The 23,408-nt window shown below is 73.5% G+C and carries 26 protein-coding genes; 8 read left to right on the top strand and 18 right to left on the bottom strand.

Going from position 1 to position 23,408, the window contains the following annotated elements; genetic code table 11:
• Nucleotides 1–9 precede the first annotated feature (9 nt).
• The 7 genes from AB0C02_RS02370 to AB0C02_RS02340 form a co-directional block, all read right to left on the bottom strand.
• Nucleotides 10–573: a hypothetical protein gene (locus AB0C02_RS02370; protein ID WP_357540256.1), complete on the bottom strand. Its 564-nt coding sequence runs from the start codon at nt 571–573 to the stop codon at nt 10–12.
• 20 nt (nt 574–593) lie between these two features.
• Complete coding sequence (locus AB0C02_RS02365) at nt 594–1,787, bottom strand: ABC transporter permease (RefSeq protein WP_357540254.1); 1,194 nt, start codon at nt 1,785–1,787, stop codon at nt 594–596.
• Nucleotides 1,784–2,524, bottom strand: a complete 741-nt coding sequence (locus tag AB0C02_RS02360) for an ABC transporter ATP-binding protein (protein WP_357540252.1) — start codon at nt 2,522–2,524, stop codon at nt 1,784–1,786. The genes AB0C02_RS02365 and AB0C02_RS02360 overlap by 4 nt, the downstream gene beginning before the upstream one ends.
• 8 nt (nt 2,525–2,532) lie before the next feature.
• Nucleotides 2,533–3,726: an efflux RND transporter periplasmic adaptor subunit gene (locus AB0C02_RS02355; RefSeq protein ID WP_357540250.1), complete on the bottom strand. Its 1,194-nt coding sequence runs from the start codon at nt 3,724–3,726 to the stop codon at nt 2,533–2,535.
• 91 nt (nt 3,727–3,817) lie between these two features.
• Complete coding sequence (locus AB0C02_RS02350; protein ID WP_357540248.1) at nt 3,818–5,506, bottom strand: HAMP domain-containing sensor histidine kinase; 1,689 nt, start codon at nt 5,504–5,506, stop codon at nt 3,818–3,820.
• Nucleotides 5,503–6,255, bottom strand: coding sequence for a response regulator transcription factor (locus tag AB0C02_RS02345; protein WP_357540994.1), 753 nt, complete (start codon nt 6,253–6,255; stop codon nt 5,503–5,505). Before AB0C02_RS02345 ends, AB0C02_RS02350 begins: the two co-directional genes overlap by 4 nt.
• 70 nt (nt 6,256–6,325) lie before the next feature.
• Nucleotides 6,326–7,612: an efflux RND transporter periplasmic adaptor subunit gene (locus AB0C02_RS02340; RefSeq protein WP_357540246.1), complete on the bottom strand. Its 1,287-nt coding sequence runs from the start codon at nt 7,610–7,612 to the stop codon at nt 6,326–6,328.
• Between the two features lie 178 nt (nt 7,613–7,790).
• On the opposite strand from AB0C02_RS02340, the gene AB0C02_RS02335 reads away from it, so the two are divergent.
• Nucleotides 7,791–8,402 (top strand): hypothetical protein, encoded by a 612-nt coding sequence (locus AB0C02_RS02335; protein WP_357540244.1) that lies wholly within the window; start codon nt 7,791–7,793, stop codon nt 8,400–8,402.
• Nucleotides 8,403–8,425: 23 nt separating this feature from the next.
• On the opposite strand, the gene AB0C02_RS02330 is transcribed toward AB0C02_RS02335, so the two are convergent.
• From AB0C02_RS02330 to AB0C02_RS02310, 5 genes are all read right to left on the bottom strand, one after another.
• Entirely contained in the window at nt 8,426–9,043 is a 618-nt protein-coding gene (locus tag AB0C02_RS02330; protein ID WP_357540242.1) for a phosphatase PAP2 family protein, read from the bottom strand.
• Between the two features lie 133 nt (nt 9,044–9,176).
• On the bottom strand, nt 9,177–10,352 hold the full coding sequence (locus AB0C02_RS02325) for a hypothetical protein (RefSeq protein ID WP_357540992.1): 1,176 nt from the start codon (nt 10,350–10,352) through the stop codon (nt 9,177–9,179).
• A 37-nt stretch (nt 10,353–10,389) separates the two neighbouring features.
• On the bottom strand, nt 10,390–11,586 hold the full coding sequence (locus AB0C02_RS02320) for a GNAT family N-acetyltransferase (RefSeq protein ID WP_357540240.1): 1,197 nt from the start codon (nt 11,584–11,586) through the stop codon (nt 10,390–10,392).
• Nucleotides 11,587–11,634: 48 nt separating this feature from the next.
• On the bottom strand, nt 11,635–12,354 hold the full coding sequence (locus tag AB0C02_RS02315) for a protein phosphatase 2C domain-containing protein (protein WP_357540238.1): 720 nt from the start codon (nt 12,352–12,354) through the stop codon (nt 11,635–11,637).
• 64 nt (nt 12,355–12,418) lie between these two features.
• Nucleotides 12,419–12,991 (bottom strand): XRE family transcriptional regulator, encoded by a 573-nt coding sequence (locus AB0C02_RS02310; protein ID WP_357540236.1) that lies wholly within the window; start codon nt 12,989–12,991, stop codon nt 12,419–12,421.
• A 92-nt stretch (nt 12,992–13,083) separates the two neighbouring features.
• Here AB0C02_RS02310 and AB0C02_RS02305 point away from each other — a divergent pair, with 92 nt between their 5' ends.
• Entirely contained in the window at nt 13,084–14,295 is a 1,212-nt protein-coding gene (locus tag AB0C02_RS02305) for a benzoate/H(+) symporter BenE family transporter (protein WP_357540234.1), read from the top strand.
• A gap of 111 nt (nt 14,296–14,406) precedes the next feature.
• On the opposite strand, the gene AB0C02_RS02300 is transcribed toward AB0C02_RS02305, so the two are convergent.
• The 4 genes from AB0C02_RS02300 to AB0C02_RS02285 form a co-directional block, all read right to left on the bottom strand.
• On the bottom strand, nt 14,407–14,766 hold the full coding sequence (locus AB0C02_RS02300; RefSeq protein WP_357540232.1) for a hypothetical protein: 360 nt from the start codon (nt 14,764–14,766) through the stop codon (nt 14,407–14,409).
• Nucleotides 14,767–14,796: 30 nt separating this feature from the next.
• Entirely contained in the window at nt 14,797–15,045 is a 249-nt protein-coding gene (locus AB0C02_RS02295; protein ID WP_357540230.1) for a hypothetical protein, read from the bottom strand.
• Nucleotides 15,046–15,125: 80 nt separating this feature from the next.
• Nucleotides 15,126–15,584: a large conductance mechanosensitive channel protein MscL gene (mscL, locus tag AB0C02_RS02290; RefSeq protein ID WP_357540228.1), complete on the bottom strand. Its 459-nt coding sequence runs from the start codon at nt 15,582–15,584 to the stop codon at nt 15,126–15,128.
• A gap of 40 nt (nt 15,585–15,624) precedes the next feature.
• Entirely contained in the window at nt 15,625–16,308 is a 684-nt protein-coding gene (locus AB0C02_RS02285) for a FadR/GntR family transcriptional regulator (protein ID WP_357540226.1), read from the bottom strand.
• Nucleotides 16,309–16,357: 49 nt separating this feature from the next.
• On the opposite strand from AB0C02_RS02285, the gene AB0C02_RS02280 reads away from it, so the two are divergent.
• Nucleotides 16,358–17,653 carry an MFS transporter gene (locus AB0C02_RS02280; RefSeq protein WP_357540224.1) on the top strand — a complete coding sequence of 432 codons (1,296 nt, stop codon included), beginning with the start codon at nt 16,358–16,360 and terminating at the stop codon, nt 17,651–17,653.
• On the opposite strand, the gene AB0C02_RS02275 is transcribed toward AB0C02_RS02280, so the two are convergent.
• Nucleotides 17,599–17,955: an STAS domain-containing protein gene (locus tag AB0C02_RS02275; protein WP_357540222.1), complete on the bottom strand. Its 357-nt coding sequence runs from the start codon at nt 17,953–17,955 to the stop codon at nt 17,599–17,601. The two genes, AB0C02_RS02280 and AB0C02_RS02275, sit on opposite strands and share 55 nt — an antisense overlap.
• 75 nt (nt 17,956–18,030) lie before the next feature.
• On the opposite strand from AB0C02_RS02275, the gene AB0C02_RS02270 reads away from it, so the two are divergent.
• The 4 genes from AB0C02_RS02270 (at nt 18,031) to AB0C02_RS02255 (ending at nt 22,145) form a co-directional block, all read left to right on the top strand.
• A complete protein-coding gene (locus AB0C02_RS02270) occupies nt 18,031–19,290 on the top strand; it encodes a PP2C family protein-serine/threonine phosphatase (protein ID WP_357540220.1) in 1,260 nt (419 codons plus the stop codon).
• A gap of 100 nt (nt 19,291–19,390) precedes the next feature.
• On the top strand, nt 19,391–19,927 hold the full coding sequence (locus AB0C02_RS02265) for a PadR family transcriptional regulator (protein ID WP_357540218.1): 537 nt from the start codon (nt 19,391–19,393) through the stop codon (nt 19,925–19,927).
• Nucleotides 19,924–20,625, top strand: coding sequence for an ABC transporter ATP-binding protein (locus tag AB0C02_RS02260; protein ID WP_357540216.1), 702 nt, complete (start codon nt 19,924–19,926; stop codon nt 20,623–20,625). Before AB0C02_RS02265 ends, AB0C02_RS02260 begins: the two co-directional genes overlap by 4 nt.
• Nucleotides 20,622–22,145 (top strand): FtsX-like permease family protein, encoded by a 1,524-nt coding sequence (locus AB0C02_RS02255; protein WP_357540214.1) that lies wholly within the window; start codon nt 20,622–20,624, stop codon nt 22,143–22,145. Before AB0C02_RS02260 ends, AB0C02_RS02255 begins: the two co-directional genes overlap by 4 nt.
• An 18-nt stretch (nt 22,146–22,163) precedes the next feature.
• Here the strand turns inward: AB0C02_RS02255 and AB0C02_RS02250 are convergent, their stop codons facing one another.
• Nucleotides 22,164–22,352 carry a hypothetical protein gene (locus AB0C02_RS02250; RefSeq protein ID WP_357540212.1) on the bottom strand — a complete coding sequence of 63 codons (189 nt, stop codon included), beginning with the start codon at nt 22,350–22,352 and terminating at the stop codon, nt 22,164–22,166.
• Between the two features lie 67 nt (nt 22,353–22,419).
• Here AB0C02_RS02250 and AB0C02_RS02245 point away from each other — a divergent pair, with 67 nt between their 5' ends.
• Nucleotides 22,420–23,379: a threonine/serine dehydratase gene (locus tag AB0C02_RS02245; RefSeq protein ID WP_357540210.1), complete on the top strand. Its 960-nt coding sequence runs from the start codon at nt 22,420–22,422 to the stop codon at nt 23,377–23,379.
• Nucleotides 23,380–23,408 lie beyond the last annotated feature (29 nt).

The raw sequence follows: 23,408 nt of genomic DNA, 5'->3' as shown, positions 1-23,408 counted from the left end.
CCGAAGGGTTCAGCCGGCGGCGGTGACCGTGGTGGCGGTGACCGTGCCGTCCGCCGCCCGCTCGCCCTGCACGCTGACGGTCTGCCCGGCCTTGAGCTTCGCCAGTTCGCTCTTCCGGCTGGTCTGCACGGTGGTACGGTCGTCGGTCCGCACGGTGACCACGGTGCCGTCGTCCGTCTCCAGGTACAGCACACCGGCGTCGACGAGCTTCACCTTCCCGGTGGTGGCCGCCGCCGCGGCGGCGGTTGGGGCCGACCCACCACCGAACTCCCCGCGACCCGGGCCGCCCCCGGGGAACCCGCTGGGCAGTGCCCCCGGGAAGCCTCCCGTGCGGCCGGGCCATGCCGTCGCCGGGGCATCGCCCCAGCGCTGCTGGACCTGCACCCCGCCGAGGAAGCCGACCAGCACCAGCAGCAGCCCGGAGAGCACAATGGTGCTCCGGTTCCACCAGCGGCGCGGCGCGGCAGCCGCGAGCGCGGCGGAAAGGTCCCGGTCGGTCTCCGCCGGCTGGGTCGGCGACCCAGGTGACTCGTCTTTCACCCGCTCGAAGATGACGGTGTCGGTGGTGTCCATGTCCTCGTCTCTCCGGATGGCTACTCGTACCGCAGGGCGTCGATGGGGCGCAGCCGGGCTGCCCGGGCCGCCGGCAGGCCGCCGAAGAAGAGCCCGATCGCGACCGACACGCCGAGGGCCAGCACGACGGAGCTGGGCACGATCACCGGCCGTACGCCCACGATGGAGAACCGGGATCCGACCAGTGCGGTAGCCACTCCCAGCGCCCCGCCGATCAGGCTGAGCAGGGTCGCCTCCGTCAGGAACTGGACCAGTACGGTGCGGCGCCGGGCGCCCAGCGCCTTGCGGATACCGATCTCCCGGGTCCGCTCGGTGACCGTGACGAGCATGATGTTGGTGATGCCGATGCCGCCGACGAGCAGGCTGATCGCGGCGACCGCGCCGAGCAGGACCGTGAAGGTTTCGGCGGTTTCGGTCTGCGTCTGGAGCAGCTGCGCGGCGTTCTGGATCCGGTACGACGTGCCGCCGGTGCCGGTGCTCGGCAGGCGTTGGTCGAGCACCGTGGTGATCTGCGTCTGGACCGCTTGCACCTGCTCCGGGTTCTTCGCCTCCACCAGGATCGAGCTGAGCGCTCCGTAGCCGGCCAGCACCTCGCGTACCGCGCGCAACGGCGCGATCGCGGTGTCGTTGGCGTCCTGGAAGCCGGTCGTGGACTTCGGGGCCAGCACCCCGACCACGGTGAACAGCGCGCCGCCGACGGTGACCTGCTGCCCGATCGGGTCGACGCCGGGAAACAGCTCATCGGCGACGGTGCGGCCGATGACCACCACCCGGCGGCCCTGCGCCTCGTCGTCGGCGCTGAACGTCGCACCGCTGGCGACCGGCGAGTTCGAGGCGTCGAACCAGCTCGGCCGGGTGCCGACGAACTGGCCGACCTCGTGCTCCGCCCCCTGATAGGTGATGGTGGCGGAGGTGGTGACCAGTGGGGAGACCGATCGTACGTCGGGGGCGAGCACCGGGTCGACGAGCGCGTCGGCCACGTCCAGGGTGAGCCCGCCGGTGCCCGCGCCCCGCCCGGCGCCGGTCACCGTGAGGGTGTTGGTGCCCAGCGCCTCGATCCGGCTCGTGATCGCCTGGGCTGACCCGTTGCCCACCGCGACCAGCAGGATCACCGCGGCGACGCCGATCAGGATGCCGAGCATCGTCAGCGCCGAGCGCAGCTTGTTGGCGGCTATCCCGCGTAGGGCGAAGCGGAGCGTCTCGGCCAGCGTCACCGTGGCACCCCCGCCGCGTGCCGGCCCGGCGCGTCCTGCCGCTCATCGAACCGGACCTGACCGTCGAAGAGTCGCACCAGACGACGCGCCCGGTCACCGACCTCCGTTTCGTGGGTGATCAGCACGATCGTCCGTCCGTCGGCGTTGAGCTGGTCGAAGATGGCCAGGATGTCCTCGGTGGAGCGGCTGTCAAGGTTGCCGGTGGGCTCGTCGGCCAGCAGCAGGGCCGGCTCGGTGACCAGCGCCCGGGCGACGGCGACCCGCTGCTGCTGCCCGCCGGAGAGCTGGTTGGGGTGGTGGTCGGCCCGCTCGGCGAGCCCGACCGCGTCCAGCGCGGCCATCGCCCGCCGCCGTCGCTGCGTCGCCCGAACGCCGGCGTACGCCAGTGGAAGCTCCACGTTGGCCAACGCGCTGGTACGGGGAATCAGGTTGAACGCCTGGAACACGAAGCCGATCAGCCGGTTGCGGACCAGCGCGAGCTGCCGATCGGCGAGGCTGCCCACGTCCACCCCGTCGAGCAGGTATTGCCCGCCCGACGGCACGTCGAGACAGCCGATGATGTTCATCAGGGTGGACTTGCCGGAACCCGACGAACCCATGATCGCCACGTAGTCGCCCGCGTCGACCGAGAGGTCGATGCCGCGCAGCGCGTGCACCGCCGCGGCCCCTTCGCCGTACACCTTTGTCAGCCCGCGGACGTCCAGCACCGGACGGCGCGGCGCGCCTTGGAGGACCATCGGCCGCCTCAGCCTCCGACCCGTCGTACGCCCTGACCGCCGCCGGGGAACCCGCCGCCGCCCGGGAAGCCACCACCGCCGGGGAACCCGCCACCGCCAGGGAAGCCACCACCGCCGGGGAAACCTGCGCCACCCCGCATGCCGCCGCCGTTGCTGCCGGTCCCGGTGCTGGTCTCCGGCAGGACGACCCGGTCGCCCTCGGCCAGCCCGGAGGTGATCTCGTACGCCTGGTTGCCGACGAGCCCGACCTGCACCTGCCGGGTCTCCTGACCGGTCTCGGTGACCACGGTGACGCTGCGCCGGTCGCCGCCGCCGCTGACCGCGGCCGAGTTGACCATCAGTACGTCCTGGGCGGTGCCGGTGACCACGCTGACCGTGACCGTCTGCCCCGGCTTGGCGTCGGTGGGCAGGTCGTCCAGGCTGATCGTCACGCCGTAGGTGACCACGTTGTTGCTGTTGCTGGCCTGGGGGTCGATCGCCACCACCTTTCCGGTGGCCTGGGCACCGGACAGCGCGTTCCAGGTGACGGTGGCTGCCTGCCCGTCCTTGAGCCGGGTGGCGTCCGCCTCACCGACCGCCGCACGGACCTGCAGGTGGGACAGGTCGGCGAGGTCCACGAACCCCGAACTCGCGCTCGACGTGCCACCGCCCCCCTGCTGGCCGCCGGGGCTGCCGGACGACCCACCGCCGGACCCCCCGGACGAGCTGCCCACCGTGCCATTGACGGCGACCACCGTGCCGGCCATTGGTGCGGTGAGCTTCGTCCCGGCCACCGTGGCCTTGGCCTCGTCGACCGCGAGTTCCGCCTGGGTCACCGCGTTCTCGGCGGACGAGGTGTCGCTGTCGGCGGTCCGGGCGCGGTCCAGCGCGTCCTCGGCTGCGTCCAGGTTCGCCTGGGCCACCTTGCGCGCTCGCTCAGCGGCGGCCGGATCCACCGTCGCCAGCAACTGGCCCTTCTTGACGTGCTGGCCGACCCGTACGCGAACGTCGGTGACCGTGCCGGCGGTGACGAAGCTGGCGCTCGCCGTGGTGGCGCTCTCGACCGAGCCGTCCGCCGTGACCGTGGCGGTCACCGTTCCCCTCGACACCTGGACCGTCCGGGTGCCACGAGCCGGCTCCGCCCGAGCGGCGGAGTCGCCGGCCACCGATGACCAGGCCCAGTAGCCGCCGCCGGACAGCAGCAGAGCCAGTGCGGTGTTCACCGCCACGGTAGGTCGGTACAGGACAGCCGGCAGGCGGACTCGCATGGCCGACAGCCTCCACCGGTCGGCTGGGAGGAGGTTCCAGGCAAGCTCAGAGCTGGCTCGGAATTGCCGTCCACGACTCCGGCTGGTCGGCCGGCTCACCGTCGGCGGCGTGGAGCGAAGTGTCGGGACTCCCGGCGGCCCGGTCGGGCGCGGCGGGCAGCAGCACCCGGAAGGTCGTTCCCGTATCCGACGCGGTGTCCAGCTCGATGCAGCCGCCGTGGGCGTGGACGATCGAGGCGGCGATGGAGAGCCCCAGGCCGGAGCCGCCGCCGTTGCCCCGTCCGCGGCTGGGATCCACCCGGTAGAGCCGCTCGAACACCCGGCCGGCGTGCTCCGCCGGTATCCCCGGCCCGTCGTCGTGCACCTCCATCACCGCGAGCCCGCCGCCGGTCGTCGCCGGCGGCGGGGCGGACCGGACGACCGGGTGGGCCGGTGGTGTGGGCAGCCGCCCGACTCGGACGGTGACCCGCACGTCCGGCCCGGTGTGCTGGAGCGCGTTGCCGACCAGGTTCGCCGCGACCTGACGGAGCCGGTGCTCGTCGCCGAGCACACTCGGCGGCTCGAACGAGTCGTCGCGGTCGGTCAGGGGGGTCAGCCGGACAGGCCGCTCCGGCGTGCGGGCGTGCGCGTCGCGGATGGTGTCGGCGGCTATCTCCAGCAGGTCAACCGGGCGTAGCGCCGGAATCCGCTGCTGGTCCAGCCGGGCGAGCAGGAGCAGGTCCTCGACCAGCACACCCATTCGGGCCGCCTCGCCCTCGATGCGGCTCATCGTCTCGTTGAGCAGCGGCCCCGGCGGGGCGCCGCCGCGCCGGTACAACTCGGCGAAGCCCCGGATCGAGGTCAGCGGGGTACGCAGCTCGTGCGAGGCGTCCGCCACGAACTGACGTAGCCGCCGCTCGGAGGCGGCGCGGGCGGTCATCTCGGCGCCGATCCGATCCAGCATCAGGTTCACCGCCGCGCCCAGCCGGCCCGGCTCCGTGTGCGGGTCGGTCCCGTCGACCCGGTGGGTGAGGTCGCCCCCGGTGATACCCGCGACGATGCCCTCCATCCTGGTCAGCGGGCGCAGGCCCAGCCGGACCACCGAGGCAGCGAGCAAGCCCAGCCCGAGCAGCACGGTGCCGGTGACCGCCACATCGATGAGCAGCAACCGGTCGGCGGTCCGGTCCGCCTCGCCGAGTGACACGCCGAGGACCACGACCGCTCCGTCCTGCCCGACCGGCACGGCCAGCACCCGCCACCGGGCCGCGCCGTCACCGCCCGGAACGGTGTACGGCCGTCCGGTCGCCGCCCGCCCCGCCACCTCGGCGAAGGTGCCCGGATCCGGGGCTGTTGCCGTCGGCGTGCTGCTACGTTCGGTGTCCCGGGTGCCGTCCGCGCGGTAGACCAGGAACATCTGGTCCTGACCCAGGCGGGCGAAGCGCCCGGGCATGTCATGGGCGGGTTCCGGTTCCGCCCAGGGAGTCGGGCCCGTGGACGACGCGACGGCCTGCGGGATGGCCGGCGGTGTGGAGCCGCCGGGCCTGGGTGACGTCCCCGGCCTGGGGCCGATGCGTAGCAGGCGGGCCTGGGCGGTCAACTGGTCGTCGATCCGCTCCAGCAGATAGCCGCGGAGCAGGAAGAATCCGGCCGTGTTCGCGCCGATCAGGGCGAGCGTGGTGAGCGCACCGACCACGAGCACGAGCCGGGAACGCAGGGTCCAGTGTGCCCACGGGCGCACTCGCAGCAGGCGGTTCACTCGTCCCCGGTCGGAAGCCGGAGGGTGTACCCCACGCCGCGAACCGTGTGGATGAGGGGAGGGCCGAGCCGATCGATCTTCCGGCGCAGGTAGTACACGTACGACTCGACGATCCGCCCGTCGCCGCCGAAGTCGTAGTTCCACACCCGGTCGAGGATCTGCGCCTTGCTCACCACCCGGCCGGCATTGAGCAGGAGATAGCGCAGCAGCCGGAACTCGGTCGGCGACAGTTCCACCGGCTGGCCCGCCCGGCGTACCTGGTGCGCGCCGTCGTCGAGCTCCAGGTCGGCGTAGCGCAGCGTGGAACTCTCCGGCACCGTCGGCGACTCCGGTCGGCTGCGCCGCAGGATGGCTCGGATCCGCAGCACCACCTCTTCGAGGCTGAACGGCTTGGCGACGTAGTCATCCGCGCCGACGACCAGCCCGGTCACCCGGTCCTCCACCGTGTCCCTGGCGCTCAGGAAGAGCACCGGCACCGGCCGCCCGGCCGCGCGCAGCCGCCGGGCCACCTCGAACCCGTCGAGGTCCGGCAGCATCACGTCGAGAACGACCAGGTGGGGGTCGAACTCCTCGACGCAGGCCAGTGCGGCTCGGCCGGTGGCAGCTACCCGGGTGTCGTAGGTGACCAGGCGCAGCGCGGCGGCCAGCAACGTGGAGATGTTCGGCTCGTCGTCCACCACCAGTACCCGGGCGGTGCCGGTCGGGCCGCCGAGAGCTGGGGCCGGGCCCTCGCCCGGCGGCCGGAGGATGTCGGTTTGCACCGACTCTGCCTACCGGACCTGCCTCGAAGCGACCTGTGTGGAACCTGTGCCTCAGCTGTCACCACGACCGTAGGACGGTGTCGCCGGCCGCCAGCCCGTCGGTGACCTCGGTGTACTGGTCGCCGCGCAGGCCGACGGTGACCGTGCGCAACTCGCCGGCCTCGCCGAACCGCACGGTGCCGCGGCCGTCCGTCACATCGTGCACGGCAGTGGACGGCACGCGCAGCGCGTCGGTGACGGACCCGGTCCGTACGGTTACCGACGCGGTCTGCCCGGTCAGCATGTTCTCCGGGGCGTCGGTGAACGAGAGCACCACGCCGTAGCGGACCATGTTGCCGTCGGCGGTGCCGACCGGGTCCACCTGTACGACGGTCGCCGAAAACGTCTGGCCGGGTCGGTCGGCGAGGCCCACCGTGGCGGGCTGCCCGACGGCGACGGCCCCCGCATCCGCCTCCGGGAACTTCGCCTCGACCTGCATGCCGAAGGTGTCCGCCAGGGTGATGAAGGTGGCGCCTCGGCCGACCGTGCTGCCCACCTTCCCGGCGACGGCCAGGACGGTGCCCCGGATCGGCGCGGTGATGGTGGTGCCGGATTGCGCGCTCTCCGCCTCCGCGACCGCCGCCTCAGCCTGATTGACCCGGCGTTGCGCATCGAGGATCCGGTCACCACCGCCCTGGGGCCCGCGGGAGCAGGTGGTGTCGCCGGGTCCACGAGTCGTGTCGGGGGCCCCGGTCCGTACGGGGGCGGGGCGGGTGGGGGATGCGGGCGGCGTGCCCCCGGGGGGTGCGGGCGACGTACCGGGGGGTGCGGGCGGCGCGCTGCTGGGGGAGGTGGTCGGTGTCGTGGACGCCGACGGTGTCGGGTTCGCCGTCTCGGTGGCCTGCGGCGAGGTCCATGCGACGGGCCGGACGACGGCGGCCGGGCAGCTCGGTGCGGCGTCGGTCGACTCGCGCGCCTTGGCCAGCGCGTCCCGGGCATCCGCCAGATCCCGCTTGGCGCGGTCAACCGCGTCGGCCGCTGCGGCGACGTCCTCGTCGGAGAGCGTGGCGAGCCGCTGCCCGGCCCGCACCACGGTGCCGGGCCGCACGGCGACGGTCGCCACCGTGCCGGAACCGGTGAAGCTCAGCGCCCGGGTGCTCGCCGGCTGGACCGTGCCGATGGTGGCGACGTTGTTCTCGACCGGGCCCCGGTCGACCGCGACGGTGACGGGCCGGGCCGGCACCTCGCCGGCGTCCGCGGTGAACGCCCACGCCCCGGCGGCGCCGAGCACGAGCGCGGCACCAACGCCGGCGGCCCCCCAGCGGACCCGTCGGGTACGCCACAGTCGGGTCTGGCCGTCTTCCATGACGGGTCAGTCTGCCGACCGCTCCTCTCCAGCGGCTCGGTTCCAGCTGGGAGTTGCCTCAAAGCAGTGGGCGGCGCAGGGCCACCGCAGCTCCGAGGCAACTCCCAGCCCGGTCCGAGGCGACCCGGAGCTGTAGCCGGTTACCTGAGCGGGTTCCGCAAACGGCTGAGGAGTCTCCGTGTCGAAGACTGGAAGGGGTCGCCTGCTGGCGGCCGTCCTGACCGCCGCCGCGTCGGCGCTGCTGACCGCCTGCGGCTCGGACAGCACCCCTACCACTGCGGCGTCCGGTGGCGAAGGGAACAACCCCTTCGCCGCGTACCAGGACTGCCTGCGCGACAACGGCATCACCATGCCTTCGGGCGGCCCGTCCGGCTTCCCCGGCGGCCGGCCGTCCGGCTTCCCGGCGGGCCGCCCGTCCGGTTTTCCGACGGATCGCCCGTCCGGTTTTCCGACGGCTCGGCCCTCCGGCTTCCCGACGGATCGGCCGGCCGGTGGTGAGGGTCGGCGGTTCCCGGGGATGGGCCGGCCGGAAGGTGTCGACGAGGCCACCTGGCAGAAGGCGCAGGAGGCCTGTTCATCACTGCAGCCCACCGCATGGCCCGGGGGGCGGGGCGGGCGGCCCGGTGGCCCGGGCGCGCCGGGCGCCGATTCGGGCGACGGGCGTGACATGGCCTACCGCACCTGCCTCAGCGGACGCGGCGTCGATCTCGGCAGCCTTGACCCGTCAGACGCGAAGACGAAGGAGGCGCTGACCGCCTGCGCGGCGGTCAGCCCGGCACCGACGAACTGACGCCGTGTTGGGGCGAGTGCGGGTCAGCGGTGACGACCGGTGTGGGCGAGCGGACGGGTGCGTCGCTGCAGCACTTCGGCGATCGGGCGGGCGGCGAGCGGGGTGAGCAGCGCGCCGACGACGGCGCCGAGCAGCAGGCCGGCGGCCACGTCGTGCGGGTAGTGCACCCCGACGAAGGTGCGGGACGCGGCGGCGAGCACCGCCAACGGGACGGCCACCAGGCCGATCCGGCGGTGCAGCAGCAGGGTGGTGGCGGCCAGCGCCCCGGCGATGGTGGAGTGATTGCTGGGGAACGACCAGTCGCCGACGGGTGGGCAGTGCCCGGCAACGATCGCCAGATCGGCAAGGCCGCGGCAGGGCCGGTCCTCGGCGATCAGGCTTTTGAGCCCCAGGCTGGCGGCGTACGCGAGCAGCACCGTGACCGGCGTAGCCAGGACAAGCGCCCGGCCCCGGACGTCACTCCCGGACAGGCGGGTCACCGCCGCCACCACCAGCAGCACGCCGAGCAGCAGGAGCGCGCCCTCGGTGAAGTACGTGGCAAACCAGTGCACCGACTGCGGCGTGCTGTCGGCGAACTCGACGACATCGTGATACCAGTCGGCGCTGATATCCGGAATGTCGGTCGTAACGGCGTCAGTCATGAATCACCCTACCAACTGTTAATACTCTGTCCATTCGGCGGTTCCCTCAGCGCCACGTCCACGATGATTGTGCCTCGCGGTGGCGTTGCTGACGGCCAAGGCGCGGGAGCCCAGGGGCCCAGCGCGCGGGCGGTCAGGACAGGGTGGTGGCGGTCACGGTGGGCGGGTGGGCGCCGAGGAAGAAGATGCCGGGAAAGCCCCTGGTCTCGAAGCCCCGGCTCGGGTTGCGGCGCAGGGTCGAGTGCTCGATCCGCAGGGTGCCGGTGCGGTCGTTGCTGACGAAGAAGATCGCACCGCCGCCCTCGTTGGCGCGGTTGCCCTCGATGATTGTGCCGGCGATCCGTACCGTGAACTCGTTGCCGTCGCAGTAGATCGCGCCGCCGCTGCCGCCGCCGGAGGTGCCGTCCCGGGCCGGGTTGGCACCCGTGCCGACCGCCCGGTTGTCCCGGAAGACGCTGTTCAGCACGGTCCAGGAGACGCCGATGCTGCTTATCGCCGCGCCGTTGGCGCACACCCCGCCGGTGAAGGTGCTGTTCACCACGTACACCGGCTTGTTCTCGTACTGGCTGAGCACCCGCAGGGCCGCGCCGCCCAGATCCGGCCCGGTCCGGTCGCAGTGGTTGTCGACGAAGCGGGAGTTGACCACCTTGAACCGGCCGCCCCGTACGAAGATCGCACCGCCCCCGCCGCCCTCGGTCCGGTCGCCGGTCGAATCACCGTCGGCGAAGGTCAGGTTCTGCACGGTGAGCTGCGGGTGGTCCTGGTTCTGGCAGTGCGAGGTGGTCCAGCCCTGGGCCTGGTCACAGGTGTTCAGGTAGAGGATCCGGCGCTTGCCGCCGCCGCTCAGGGTGACCTTGCCGCCGCCGTCCAGCACGATTCGCGGCCCGTGTGAGTTGACCACCTTCGCGGTGGCCTTCATCTGGATGGTCACCGGTGCCGGCCCGCAGTCGAAGGTGATGATCCCGCCCGCCGCGACGGCCCTGACCACCGCGTCGGAGGTGCAGCTCGCCGCGGTGCCGGTGCCGACCGTACGGGTGGGGTGCGAGGTGTCCACTGCCCGTGCCTCGGCCGGCACGGCGGCACCCCCGTTCTGGGCGCCGGCGCGGAACGGGGACGCCGATGGTGTGGCGCTCGGTTTCGCGGCACCGAGACCGGTCCGCGCGGACGGCTCGGCCATCGGGGTGACCGCCGGCGCGTCGGCGGATTCGGCCGCGGTGACTGGCGCGGCGGCCGGTGCGGCGGCCGAGCCACACGCGGGCAGCCCGGCAACCCCCACTCCGAGGACGAACAGAAGAACGAGCGAATTCATACGCACCGACCGATGCTAGCCGGGAAGCCGGGCGGGCTCAGAAGTCGGCGAAGAGGTAGGGGAGGGCCCGGGGGAAGAGGCGGCGCAGCTCGGTGGCGGCGTCCGCCGGCACCTCGCCGAGCCCTCGGATGGCGACCTCGGCCGGGTCCAGCACCCCGTACGCCAGGGCGGAGAGCCCAGCGGCGGTGAGCGTCGCGGTGGGGACGGTGCTGACGACGGCGTCCCCTGGCAGCACCTCGAGCCGGCCGGTAGCCCCGTCGAGCAGGTGGGTGCCGGCCAGCCACCGGTCACCGACCAGCTCCACGGCGACCCGGCCGGCTCCGGCCGGTAGGCCGGCGAGCGCGTCCAGGCTGAGCAGCCGGGCCATCGGGGCGGGCGACCCGGGCCGGGACACCCGCGCCTCGACCTGCACCGCGAGGTCGGTGAGCCACAGCTCGGGCAGCTCGTCGGCGGGCAGGTGCAGGCGGATCCGCTCCACCTGGTCGACGTGGCGGGCGAAGAACTGGAGCAGCGAAGCCCGGGCGTACGGGTCGTCGGCGAGCAGGTCGTCGGCGATCAGCTCGCCGCCGTGGTCGTCGATCCGGTAGGTGACCGCGCCGACCGTCTCACCGTCGCGTACGGCGGTGAGCAGCCAGCGGTCGTCCCGGTCGCGCAGGCCGACCGCCCGGAAGTCGGGGAAGACCGCGAACCCGTGCCGCTCGTGCAGGCAACGCTCGGTGTACACGCGCCACGTCTGGTAGCCGGCGCCGACCCGCTCCCAGACCACCTCGCCGGGCAGCTCGGCACGGAGCAGCGGGGCCAGGTCGGCCGGGGAGAAGACCGCGGCACGCCGGGCGGGCAGCCCGACGTAGCCGAAGCGCTCGTAGAACGAGGCGCGGAAGGGATACAGCGCGGTCAGCGTGTGCCCCTCCTCCCGCATCTCGTCGAGGAGCTGGTGCAGCAGGGCCCGGACGTGCCCGCGTCGGCGGGCCAGCGGGTGGGTCGCCACCCCGGCGACGCCGGCCATCGGGAGGACGCGACCGCGCAGGTTCTGCCGCATCGGGATCGCCGTGGCGGCGGCCGCGGTGACGTCGTCCTCCTCGACGACCAGCGTCCGGTTGCCCGCGTGGTACGGCAGGTACGCGCGGAACTCGTCGACCCGGGACGCGGCCATCGGCGATGCCTCGAACGCGTAGGCCTGGAGCGGGAAGCTGTGGGTCAGCCGTTCCTCGGAGGTCAACCGACGGATGATCATCTGACCATCCCAGCCGCGTTCGGTGACCGGCGCAACCGGATTGCCGGATCAGGCCGCGGTGACGTCGGAGACCACGACGGTGACGTTGTCCGGCGCGCCGGCCTGGTGGGCGAGCTTGACCAACTGCTCGCCGCAGAGCTGCCGATCGGAGTACGTGCCGAGCACCGAAGCGATCGCCGCGTCCGCCACGTAGTCGGAGAGGCCGTCACTGCACAGCAGCAGCCGGTCGCCGGGGAAGACGGTGAGCATTCCGATGGCCGGCGGCGTGTCCGAACCCTGCACGGCGCGGGTGACCAGCGAGCGCTGCGGGTGATGCCGGGCCTGGTCGGGGGAGAGCGCGCCCTGGTCGACCAGTGCCTGCACGAAGGTGTCGTCCCGGGTGAGCTGCGTCAGCGCCCCGGCGCGCAGCAGGTAGCAGCGGGAGTCGCCGACCTGGGCGAGGACCAGGGCGTCGCCGGCGAGCAGGCCGGCGGTCAGCGTCGTACCCATGCCGTCGCGAGCCGGGTCCACCGTGATGGCGGCGCGGATGCGCTGGTTGGCGGTGCTCACCACGGCGCGCAGCGCGTCGGCGGCCTCGTCGGGGACGGTCGGCGGGGTCAGCTCGTCCAGGATCCGGATGACGATCTCGCTCGCCACCTCGCCGGCGGGCAGCCCGCCCATGCCGTCGGCCACCGCCACCAGGCGGTCGCCGGCGAGGGCGCAGTCCTCGTTGTTGGTCCGGACGAGGCCGACGTCGTTGCGGATGGCCGAGCGGAGGATGAGCGTCATGGGGTAAAGCTTGCCAAGAAGACCCGCCCCGCGTCTCTACCCACCGGGTATGCGTCCACGATGGTCAGCGGCGCGGGTAGCGCAGCAGCAGGCTGGCGCGTACCTCCTCGTCGCCGAGCGCGGCGTAGCTGTGCGGTACGTCGGAGGTCCAGCGCAGGTGGCCGCCGGCCGCGGCGGTCAGCGGGGCGTCCACCGGCCCGGCGCGCAGCACGCCGGCGAAGACGGTGATGTGCTCGGTCACCCCGGGTTGGTGCGCGGGGGAGAGCTGGCCTGGCCCGGGGGCGACCCGCAGCCGGTACAACTCGTAGGTCGCGTCGGTGTCGGTGAAGACCTCCAGCAGGGTGGCGCTGACCGCCGCGCCGCTGACCGTGGGTGTCGCCGCGGGGCCGGAGAGTACGGCGGTGAGCGGTACGCCGAGCTGCGCGGTGACCGCGTACAGAGTTTCCAGGGTCGGGTTGCGGTTGCCGTTCTCCAGCCCGGAGAGGGTGGCCTTTCCGACGCCGGCCAGCCGGGCCAGCGTGGAGAGGGACATCCCCCGCTCCTCGCGGAGGGCGCGGACCCGCTGTCCGACCGCCTCGGTGCCCGTGTCGGGGGATCGGTCCCGGTCCCGGTCCCGGTTTCGTGAGGCCGCTGCCATCCGGCTATCCTGCTACACCGTGCCGTTCCATAAACGGAACGATGTGGCCGTCGGAACGACGGCGCGGAAGGCAACCCCCCCAGGAGGATGGCATGGCCGGTCGGCTGCAACCCGTGCTGGCCGGGGTCGTGACGGCCCTCGTCGGCTTCGCCAGTTCGTTCACGGTCGTGCTCGCCGGGCTGCGTGCCGTGGGTGCCGACCAGGCACAGGCTGCCTCCGGGCTGCTCGCGCTCTGCGTCGCCACCGGCTGCTGCGCGGTCTGGCTCGGGCTGCGACACCGGCTGCCGCTGGCGATCGCCTGGTCCACGCCCGGCGCGGCGCTGCTGGTCGCCACCGGGCCGGTGCCCGGCGGCTGGCCGGCCGCGGTCGGCGCGTTCCTGCTGACCGGCCTGCTGATCGCCGCCGCCGGGCTGATCCCGGCGCTCGGCCGGGCGGTCGCCGCGATCCCCGCCCCCGTCGCCAGCGCCATGCTCGCCGGGGTGCTGCTGCCGCTCTGCACCGCGCCCGTCCGGGCCCTGGTCGAGGTGCCCCGGCTGGCCGGGCCGGTGGTGCTCGCCTGGCTGCTGCTGCACCGGTTCGCCCGCCGCTGGGCGGTGCCGGGCGCGCTGGCCGTGGCGGCGGTGGCGATCGCGCTGACCACGTCCGGGCCGGTCCGGGCACACCTCGCCCCGACCGTCGCGCTCACCGCGCCGACCTGGACGGTGCCCGCGGTGGTCGGGCTCGCCCTGCCGCTGTTCCTGGTCACCATGGCCGCGCAGAACGTGCCCGGGACGGCCGTCCTCGCCGGCTACGGCTACCGGGCCCCGCTGGGCTCCGCGCTCCGGGTGACCGGGCTCGCCACCGCGCTCGGTGCCCCCGCCGGCGGGCACGCGGTGAACCTGGCCGCGATCACCGCCGCCCTGGCCGCCGGCCCCGACGCCCACCCCGATCCGGAGCGGCGCTGGATCGCCTCGGTCACCGCCGGGATCGGCATGGCGCTGCTCGGCCTGGGCGCCGGCGTGGCGACCGCCCTGGTGCTGCTCTCGCCGCCGGTCCTGGTCGAGGCGGTGGCCGGGCTGGCGCTGCTCGGCGCGCTGGCCGGCGCGGTCTCGGCGGCCGTCGCCGAGCCGGACGCCCGCGAGGCGGCGGTGGTCACCTTCGTGGTGACCGCCTCCGGAGTCAGCCTGCTCGGCGTGGGCGGCGCGTTCTGGGGGCTGGTGGCCGGCTGGCTGATGCTCCTGCTCTTCCGCCGCCGCCCCACGGCCGCCCCGCCCTCGGCGGCCGAGGCCGAACGTGAGCTTGCCGGTTCCCGCCGCGGGCTTTAGTCATCCCCTGACGACGACTAAGTCTTTGAGAGCGATATGCCTCAGGGGCATAAATATGACTCAGAGGCATATCCTTCTTTCGCAATGTGTCGTCCGGACGGGCTTACCGGCTCACTCCTCCTCGGGCAGGTGCGCGGCCGGGACGTCGAGGCGTACCCCGTCGTCGGTGACGGCCGTGATCTGGTCGGCCAGTACGTAGACCGCGCCGGTTCGGGCCAGTTCGGTGGAGACCTTCAGGTAGCCGGTGCGCAGCAGCCGGGCGGCCAGGTCGGCGGGAACGTCCGGCTCCTCGACCGCCGCCGACTCGATCAACTCGTTCAGGCTGCTCCCCGGGTCCACCGGGGCGGGCGCCTGCACGGTCACCGCGTTCGGGTCGCCGCGCTGGACGAGATCCACGGTGCCGACCTCGGCGCCGGTCGAGTCGACCACCCGCATGCCGGTGGTGATCCGGTAAATGACCTGCTGGCTCATGCAGGCAGCGGTTCCCGGGGCGGCGCGGCGCTAAACGGGCGGGGCCCAGCCGCTCGGCGGGCGGGGGGAGAGTTCGCGCCAGGTGTCCGGCCCCTCCAGCAGCGCCCGGACCGTCTCCTCCGCCTCGTCCACGCTGCCGTACTCGTAGAACCGGGAGATCCCCTCGGCGCCGCCGGCGCGCTGCTCGACGTGCCAGCGGTCGCCGTCCACCCGGAGGAAGACGTCCCGCCGGGCCAGCCGCCCCCATTTCCCGTTCCACCAGTGCCTGCGCTGCTCCATGACCGGGACTCTATCGAACAAGTGTTCGAGAGATGCCGCCCCCTGCGGGAATCCCACGGGGGCCGGATGCGGGTGGTGCGTCAGCGCGGGGCGGGCGGCTCCGGCCGGCGGTCCAGCACGTCGTCCAGCGCGCCCCGCTGGGTCGGCGTGCCGTGGTTGCCGGCGAGCAGTGCGTCCCGGATCTCGGTGAGCAGCTTGACCTCCTCGCTCGGGGCCTGCGGCGGCGGCTCCTGGCCGCGCTTGCGCCGCTCGGCGAGCTTGTTCATCGGGTACACCACGAGGAAGTAGAGCACCGCGGCGGTGAGCAGGAAGGTGACCAGTGCGTTGAGGAAGTCGGCCCAGGTGACGAAGTTGCCTTCGCCGATCTCCCAGGAGCCCGCGAACTGATCCGCCCCGCCGCCCATGAACTTGATCAGCGGCTTCAGGAACGAGCTCGTGAAGGTTGTGACCAGGCCGGTGAACGCGGCGCCGATGACGACACCGACCGCCAGATCGACGACGTTGCCGCGCATGATGAAGTCTTTGAAGCCCTTGAGCATCCGTGCTCCCGTGCTGTCCGAATTCCGTCCGGGGCGCGAGCTATGCCCCGCTGGGGGCCTCAAGGAAAGCACCGGCCTCGATCGCCGCCCGCGCCGGGTCGCCGTCCCGGATCGCGTCGACCAGTCGGGCGTGGTCGACGTACCGCTCGGGCTCCAGCGCGCCGCACATCGCCTGGGCGACGGTGCTGCGCAGCGCGGCGCCGACCGACGCGTACAGCTCGGCCAGCATGGTGTTGTGCGCGGCGGCCACCACCGTGCTGTGCAGCGCGGCATCGGCCTCGACGAACTCGTCGACCCGGCCGGAACGCCACGCGGCCTCCCGGGCGGCGAGCGCCTCGTCGAGCGCCGTCAGGTCGGCGGGGGTACGCCGCAGCGCGGCGAGCCGGGCCGCCTCCACCTCGAAGGCGCGGCGGACCTCGACCACCTCGGCCATCCGGTCGTCGGTGAGCCGACGGGCCACCACCGGGGCCAGCTCGTCGGTCGACACGACGTACGTCCCGGAGCCCTGACGGCACTCGAGCACTCCGCCGTGCACGAGTGCGCGGACCGCCTCCCGGACCGTGTTGCGCCCGACGCCGAGCTCGGCGACGAGCTGCGGCTCGGTGGGGATGCGCCCGCCCACCGGCCACTCGCCGCCGAGAATCCGGGCCCGGAGCTGCTCGATGGTCTGCCGTACCCGCTGGCCGCGCGGGGGCACGGCGACCGAATCGAGGGTGGGTGTCATCGGTTACAACTCCTCCCGGAATTCATCCCATGATTGTAGGTTGGAGGTCATGACTTTGCCAGCCACCCGCACCGGACGCGCCCGCCGTCAACCAGCCAGCGGTGGCGCGCTGGTGCTGGTCGGCATGCTGTTGGTCGCGCTCAACCTGCGCGCGGCGGTGACCAGCCTGGGCGCCCTGCTCGACGAGATCCGCACCGGGCTGGGCCTCTCCGGCACCATGGCCGGCTTCGTCACCACCCTGCCCACCATCGCCTTCGCCGGGCTCGGCGCGCTCACCCCGTGGCTGGTCCGCCGCTGGCCGGCCGCCCGGGTGCTGGTGCTGGCCATGCTCGCCCTCGCCATCGGCCAGGTGCTCCGGGTGATCACCGACTCGGCGGCCGTCTTCGTGCTCACCAGTGCGCTCGCCCTGGCCGGCATCGCGATCGCGAACATCCTGCTGCCGATGCTGGTCAAGCAGCACTTTCCGCACCGCACCGGGCTGGTGACCGGGGCGTACACGATGTCGCTGACCATCGGTACGACGGTGGCCGCCGCCTCGGCGGTGCCGGTGGCGCACGCCTTCGGCTCCTGGCGGGCCGGGCTCGGCATCTGGGCCGGGCTGGCCGCCGTGGCCGTACTTCCCTGGGTGCCGCTGGCACTGCGGGCCCGATCGGCGCGGCGGACGGCGAGCCCCGCGGCGGTCGCCGCAGCCCCGGCGCGGGTGCGGCCGGCGCAGACCCGGCTCGGCTGGGCCATGGCCGTCTACTTCGGGGCGCAGTCGCTCAGCGGGTACGCGATCATGGGCTGGCTGGCCCAGCTCTTCCGGGACGCCGGCTACCGCGCCGAGACCGCCGGCCTGCTGCTCGCCGGGGTGACCGCGCTCGGCGTGCCGGTGGCGCTGGCGATGCCGACCCTGGCCGGCCGGCTGCCGACGCTGCGCCCGCTGGTGCTCTCGCTGACCGCCTTCTCCGCGGCCGCGTACGTCGGGCTGGCCGTCGCGCCGCACGGCCTCGCGCCGCTCTGGGTGCTGCTGATGGCCCTCGGTCAGGGCGCGTTCCCGCTGATCCTGACCACCATCGGGCTGCGGGCTCGGACCGCCGAGGGCACCGTCGCGCTGTCGGCCTTCGCGCAGAGCACCGGGTACCTCATCGCCGCGCTCGGTCCGCTGCTGGTCGGCATCCTGTACGAGACGACCGGGGGCTGGACCGCGCCGATCGGCTTCCTGCTGGCGGCCCTCGCGATGCAGACGGCGGCAGGCCTGGTCATCGCCCGTCCCCGCTACATCGAGGACGAGCAGTTGCGTGCCGAGCGTCAGGAGGAGGTCGGCGTGGGGGCGCCCGCTACCGCCTGGTCGACCGTCGGGTAGGTGTTCAGCACCTCGACGAGGCCGCTGACCTCCAGGATGCGAAGCACGCCGCGCTGCGGGGCGGCCAGTCGCACCACACCGCCGGCCTCGTCGCAGCTGTTCTTGGCGCGGACGAACACCGACAGCCCGGTCGAGTCGCAGAACGACAGGGCCGCCAGGTCGAAGACGAGGCGGCTGCGACCCTTGTCCACCAGGTCCGTGATCTGGTCCTGAAGCTGCGGTGCCGTGGCCATGTCCAGCTCGCCCGCGACCGACACGACGACCACGTCGCCACGCTGTTCCGTGTGCACCGTCAGGGACATTCGTCGACCTCCTGTGTTCGATGGAACGGTAACCCACAAAGCGGGTGGTACGCGGAACGGGAGCCGGCAGCGGTGTTGTCGATCATTTCCTTGCTCGGCGACAAGGACCCGGTGATAGAGTCCGCCCGGCCGAGGTTCAGGGGGGTCACCATCCGCAGCGACGAGGACGTGGTGCGGGTCCGGCGGGCCGAACTGCTCGCCGAGCGGCTGGCCGCACTGGCCGACACCACCGTGCAGATGCACGCCGCGCCGAACTTCGTCCGCCTGATCGAGGCGGCGGCGGCCGGTGCCGCGCGGATCTTCAAGAGCCCGGCGATGGTGGTGGCGGAGACCTTCGACGGCGACTGCCTGGCGGGGGCGGCCGCCGGGCCGGACGCGTCGCCGACGGTGGTGCCGTGGACGGTGGACGACGCGGGACTGCCGATCGGCACCACCGTGCGGGTGGACGAGCCGGGCAACTGGGGCCTGGTCGGTTGGCCGGCCGGGGAAAGCGTCACCGTGGCCGCCGCCCGACTGCGCGAGGACCGGGCCCCGCTCTACGTGGTGGTGCCCACCGCCACCCAGACCGTCCGTACGCCGGTGCTGGTGCAGCTCGCCCAGGCCATCGCGTCGGCGGTGGAGGCCCAGCGTTCCTTCGACGAGGAGCACCGGATCGCGGTGACCCTCCAGCGCAGCCTGCTGCCCCGTCGGCTGCCCGAGATCGCCGGCCTCGACCTGGCCGTCCGCTACGAGCCGGCGAGTGCCCGGACCGAGGTGGGTGGCGATTTCTACGAACTGGTGATGCTCGACGGCCAACTGCTGGTGGCGATCGGCGACGTGGCCGGGCACTCGCTGCACGCCGCCACCGTGATGGCCGAGCTGCGGCACGCGATGCGGGCGTACGCGGTCGAGGGGCACCCGCCGGGGGCGATCCTGGACCGGCTCAACGAGTTGATGCACGCCCTGCTGCCGAGCGAGTTGGCCACGATCTGCGTGCTGCTGCTCGACCCGGGCAGCGGGCTGGTCCGGCTGGCCAGCGCGGGGCACCTGCCGGCCCTGATCAGCAGCGCGGGGCGGGTGCGGTTCGTACAGCAGTCCGCCCCACTGCTCGGGGTCCGCGCGTCCCGCCCGCCGGACCTGGAGTTCGTGCTGCCGGCCGGGGCGACGCTGGTCCTCTACACCGACGGGCTGATCGAGCGCCGGGACGCCACGATCGACGAGGGGTTGGCGGCGCTGGGCGCGTTGGCCACCCGGGTGGACGACGACCTCGACCGGTTCTGCCAGCGGCTGCTGGTCGAGCTGGCGCCGCCGGAGATCCAGGACGACGTCGCGGTGGTTACCGTCCGCCGCCGCTGATTCGGGTGTGCGCCACGGTTCCGCCGTCGTCGCGCCCACGCTCGGCGCGCCGCGCGGGCCGTTCTTGACATTGCTATTCGCTGAATGAATAGTGGTCGCCGTGTCCACACAGCACGTACTGCTCGGGCTGCTCGCCGGCGGTGCTCGGCACGGCTACGAGCTGAAGCACGCCCACGACGAGCGGCTGCCCCGGGCCCGCCCGCTCGCCTTCGGGCAGGTCTACGCGACCCTCGCCCGGCTCCAGCGGGACGGCCTGGTGGTCCCGGCCGGGCAGGAGCGCGAGGGCGGTCCCGACCGCACCACGTATGCGCTCACCGAGGAGGGGTGGTTGGCGCTCGACCGCTGGCTCGCCACCGTCGAGCCACCCATGCCCCACGTGGCGAGCACCCTGTTCGCCAAGGTGGTGGTCGCGCTGCTGGTCGCCGACGCCGACCGGGCCCGGTCCTACCTCATCGCCCAGCGCCGGGCGCACACCGAGCGGCTCCGCGAGCTGACCGCGGTGAAGACCGCCCCCTCGGCCAGCCTCGACGACGTGATCGCGGCCGACTTCGCCATCAACCATCTCGACGCCGACCTGCGGTGGCTGCACACCACCCTGGAGCGGGTCGCCGACTGGCACCGGGAGGTGCACTCGTGACGCAGCTGGAGGCCCGCGGTGTGGTCAAGGCGTACGGCAGGACGCCCGCCCTGCGCGGCGTGACGCTCGATGTGGCGGAGGGGGAGATCGTCGCCATCACCGGGCCGAGCGGTTGCGGCAAGTCCACCCTGCTGCACTGCCTCGCCGGCATCCTGCGCCCCGACTCGGGCGAGGTCACCTGGCGGGGCGAGCGCATCGACACCTGGTCGGAGGCGGCCCGGTCCCGGCTGCGCCGCACCGATTTCGGGGTGCTCTTCCAGTTCGGTCAGCTCGTCGCCGAGCTGACCGCGGCGGAGAACGTCGCCCTTCCGCTCCTTCTCGCCGGCACGGGGCGGCGAGAGGCGCGGACGGCGGCGTTGACCTGGCTGGAGCGGCTGGGCGTGGCCGACGTCGCCGACGTCCGGCCGGGCGAGATGTCCGGCGGGCAGCAGCAGCGCTGCGCCACCGCTCGGGCGCTGGTCACCGAGCCCCGGGTGCTCTTCGCCGACGAGCCGACCGGCGCGCTGGACACGCTCACCGGCGAGCAGGTGCTCACCGAGTTGGTCCGGCTCGCCCGCGAGCAGCGCACCACCGTTGTGCTGATCACCCACGAGCCACGCATCGCCGGGTACGCCGACCGCGAGGTGGCGCTCCGCGACGGGGTGGTGGACCACTCGGGCCTGGGTCTGGACTCGTCGGTGCCGGGGGGCCGCCGGTGAAGCCGATCGTGATGCTCCGGCTCGCCCTGGCCGGCACTCGCACCGACACTGCCCGGGTGACCCTGACCGCGCTGAGCGCCGCCCTGGCCACCCTCGCCGGCCTGGCGGCGCTGACCGTGCTGGCCATCCCGACGCCGCCGGCCACCCCCGACAACGGAGGCCGCTGGTCGCAGCAGTACGCCAACCAGCTCCTGGTCGAGCCGGGGCTGCGTGGTGGCACGGCGTTCGCCCTGTTGCTGCTGGCCATCCCGGTGCTGGGGCTGGCCGGGCAGTGCGCCCGACTCGGCGCACCGGCCCGTGACCGTCGGCTGGCCGCGTTCCGCCTGGCCGGGGCCACGCCTGGGCAGGTCACCCGGGTCGCCACGGCGGAGACCGGGGTGGCGACCCTGTTCGGCACGCTGGCCGGGCTGGCCCTCTACCTGGTCGGCCACCAGCTGTTGCATCGACCGGACGAGCGCGGCCGGCTGCCGCTGCCCACCGACGTGTACCCGTCGACCGTCGGGATGGTCGCACTGGTGCTTGGGCTGCCGCTGGTCGCCGCGCTGGCCACCGCGCTGATGCTCCGCCGGGTGACAACCACTCCGTCCGGTGTGGTCCGGAAGGTGCGGACCCGGGCCCCCTGGCCCTGGCCCGGCCTGCTGATCATCCTGGGGCTGGCCGCTTTCGCCGCGTTCCGGCCGGTGGGGATCTGGTACGACCGGCGGCTCAGCCAACCGCCGTCCTGGCTACTGCCGACGCTGCTGGTCGGCGGCGGGCTGGCCGCCATGATCGGTGTGGTCACCGGCACCGGCTGGATCTCCCACACCGTTGGGCGGCTGCTGCACCGGTACGCCCGACGGCCCGCCGCGCTGCTGGCCGGGCGTCGGCTGATGGCCGACCCGTGGGCGGGCAGCCGCACCTTCGCCGCGCTGCTCGCCGCGCTCATCTTCGGGGCCGGGGCCGCCGGGTACCGCGCCTACTTCCTCGCGATGCTGGAACTTGAGGGCCGGACGGGCGGCGAGATGGTCGCTTCAGACGACTTCTATCTCGGCACGATGGATCTGGTCGACCTGGCGGTGGCGGTGGCGTTGGCCATCGCGGCGGGCGGGTTGCTGGTCGCCCTGGTGGAGGGGATCACCGCTCGGCGGCGGACGTACGCGGCGTTGGTCGCGACGGGGGTGCCGCGCGGCACGCTGGGCCGGTCCATCCTCGGGCAGTCGCTCGTGCCGGCGGTGCCTGCGATCGCCATCGCCCTGACCGTCGGTCAACTGCTCGTGCGGGGCGCGCTCGGTTCGCCGAGCAGCGGCGGTTCCTTGCAGGAGGTCTGTGACGCGGGTGCCACGCTCTGCAGCGACCCAGCCACGCGCGCCCAGTACGCCCGCACGGAGTGGATCCCGGAGATCACCGTGGCTCCGGACGTACCGGTGGAGCAGTTGGCGTGGCTCGCGGGCGGCGCCCTGGTCGCGGTGCTGGCGATCGTCGGCGTCGGTCTGCTCTTCCTGAGGTCCAGCACGGCGGTGGAGGAACTGCGGACGACCTGACGTGACGCGTCGGCGGGCTCAGCGGCCACCGAAGAGGCCGGCGGACCAGGAGACGGCCAGGCCGATCACCGCCGAGCAGCAGCAGACGAGCAGGGCGGCGGCGACCACCGCGAGGATCACCCAGGTCGGCCCGCGCCGGGCCGCCCCCGGTTCTGCTTCCGCCGAGGGTACGTCCGCCCCCGCCGGCTCCTCCTCGGCCTCGCTCACCCGGGCAGTCTAGGTGCCACACGGCTCGGGGCGGCGGGTGTGGCCGGGGTGGGGGCAGGATGGGTCGATGGAGCTGATCTCGATCGAGGACATCCGGGTCGCCGCCGACGACATCGCGGGGACGGTGGTGCGTACCCCGCTGTTGCGAGCGCCCTGGGACGACGAGCTGTGGGTCAAGCCGGAGAGCCTGCAACCGGTCGGGTCGTTCAAGCTGCGCGGCGCGACGCACGCGGTGGCCCGGCTCGACCCGGCCGCCCGGTCCCTGGGCGTGGTCACGCACTCGTCCGGCAACCACGGCCAGGCCCTCGCGTACGCGGCCCGGAGGTTCTCGGTGCCGTGCACAGTGGTCGTCCCGGAGGGGGCGCCGCAGGTCAAGGTGGACCGGATCCGGGCGCTGGGGGCGGAGGTACGGCTGGTCGCGCCCGCCCGCCGGCTGGTCGAGGCGGAGCGGATCGCGGCCGGCACGGGGGCCGCGCTGGTGCCGCCCTTTGACGACCCGCGAATCATCGCCGGGCAGGGCACCATCGGGCTGGAGATCGTGGCGGACCTGTCCGACGTGGACGTGGTGCTGGTGCCGGTGGGTGGCGGTGGGCTCTCCTCCGGGGTCGCCACGGCGGTGAAGGCGCTGCGCCCGTCGGCCGCCGTGATCGGGGTGGAGCCGGCGCTGGCCGCCGACGCCCGGGATTCCCTCGCCGCCGGTGAGGTGGTGGTCTGGGACGTCGAGCGGACCTACCGGACCAGCGCGGACGGGCTGCGTACCCACCTGTCCGCGCTGACCCTGGCCCACCTGCGGGAGCGCCTCGACGGCATCGTCACGGTGACCGAGGAGGAGATCGCCCTGACGATGGGCCGGCTGGCCCGCGAGGCCCGGCTGGTGGTCGAGCCGAGCGGTGCGGTGGCGGTCGCGGCACGGCTGTTCCGACGGGACGAGCTGCCGTCGGGGCGTGTCATCGCGGTGATCACCGGCGGCAACGTCGACCCGGCGGTGCTGGCGGCGGTGCTCGGTACCCCCGACGTCGAGCGTTAAGAAGGGGCCCCTGCTCGTTAACAGGGGCC

Origin of the sequence: Micromonospora sp. NPDC048999 (assembly GCF_040649295.1) — a bacterium.
In the GTDB taxonomy this organism is placed as follows: domain Bacteria; phylum Actinomycetota; class Actinomycetes; order Mycobacteriales; family Micromonosporaceae; genus Micromonospora.
Note: the sequence above shows the minus strand (reverse complement) of the source record. Positions and strands in the feature narration are given on the sequence as shown.

What these genes read in the sequence shown, in the direction of transcription:
- AB0C02_RS02370 (WP_357540256.1), bottom strand. Translation starts at nt 573, where the DNA reads ATGGACACCACCGACACCGTCATCTTCGAGCGGGTGAAAGACGAGTCA.
- AB0C02_RS02360 (WP_357540252.1), bottom strand. Translation starts at nt 2,524, where the DNA reads ATGGTCCTCCAAGGCGCGCCGCGCCGTCCGGTGCTGGACGTCCGCGGG.
- AB0C02_RS02340 (WP_357540246.1), bottom strand. Translation starts at nt 7,612, where the DNA reads ATGGAAGACGGCCAGACCCGACTGTGGCGTACCCGACGGGTCCGCTGG.
- AB0C02_RS02330 (WP_357540242.1), bottom strand. Translation starts at nt 9,043, where the DNA reads ATGACTGACGCCGTTACGACCGACATTCCGGATATCAGCGCCGACTGG.
- AB0C02_RS02325 (WP_357540992.1), bottom strand. Translation starts at nt 10,352, where the DNA reads ATGAATTCGCTCGTTCTTCTGTTCGTCCTCGGAGTGGGGGTTGCCGGG.
- AB0C02_RS02320 (WP_357540240.1), bottom strand. Translation starts at nt 11,586, where the DNA reads ATGATCATCCGTCGGTTGACCTCCGAGGAACGGCTGACCCACAGCTTC.
- AB0C02_RS02315 (WP_357540238.1), bottom strand. Translation starts at nt 12,354, where the DNA reads ATGACGCTCATCCTCCGCTCGGCCATCCGCAACGACGTCGGCCTCGTC.
- AB0C02_RS02310 (WP_357540236.1), bottom strand. Translation starts at nt 12,991, where the DNA reads ATGGCAGCGGCCTCACGAAACCGGGACCGGGACCGGGACCGATCCCCC.
- AB0C02_RS02305 (WP_357540234.1), top strand. Translation starts at nt 13,084, where the DNA reads ATGGCCGGTCGGCTGCAACCCGTGCTGGCCGGGGTCGTGACGGCCCTC.
- AB0C02_RS02300 (WP_357540232.1), bottom strand. Translation starts at nt 14,766, where the DNA reads ATGAGCCAGCAGGTCATTTACCGGATCACCACCGGCATGCGGGTGGTC.
- AB0C02_RS02295 (WP_357540230.1), bottom strand. Translation starts at nt 15,045, where the DNA reads ATGGAGCAGCGCAGGCACTGGTGGAACGGGAAATGGGGGCGGCTGGCC.
- mscL (WP_357540228.1), bottom strand. Translation starts at nt 15,584, where the DNA reads ATGCTCAAGGGCTTCAAAGACTTCATCATGCGCGGCAACGTCGTCGAT.
- AB0C02_RS02285 (WP_357540226.1), bottom strand. Translation starts at nt 16,308, where the DNA reads ATGACACCCACCCTCGATTCGGTCGCCGTGCCCCCGCGCGGCCAGCGG.
- AB0C02_RS02280 (WP_357540224.1), top strand. Translation starts at nt 16,358, where the DNA reads ATGACTTTGCCAGCCACCCGCACCGGACGCGCCCGCCGTCAACCAGCC.
- AB0C02_RS02275 (WP_357540222.1), bottom strand. Translation starts at nt 17,955, where the DNA reads ATGTCCCTGACGGTGCACACGGAACAGCGTGGCGACGTGGTCGTCGTG.
- AB0C02_RS02245 (WP_357540210.1), top strand. Translation starts at nt 22,420, where the DNA reads ATGGAGCTGATCTCGATCGAGGACATCCGGGTCGCCGCCGACGACATC.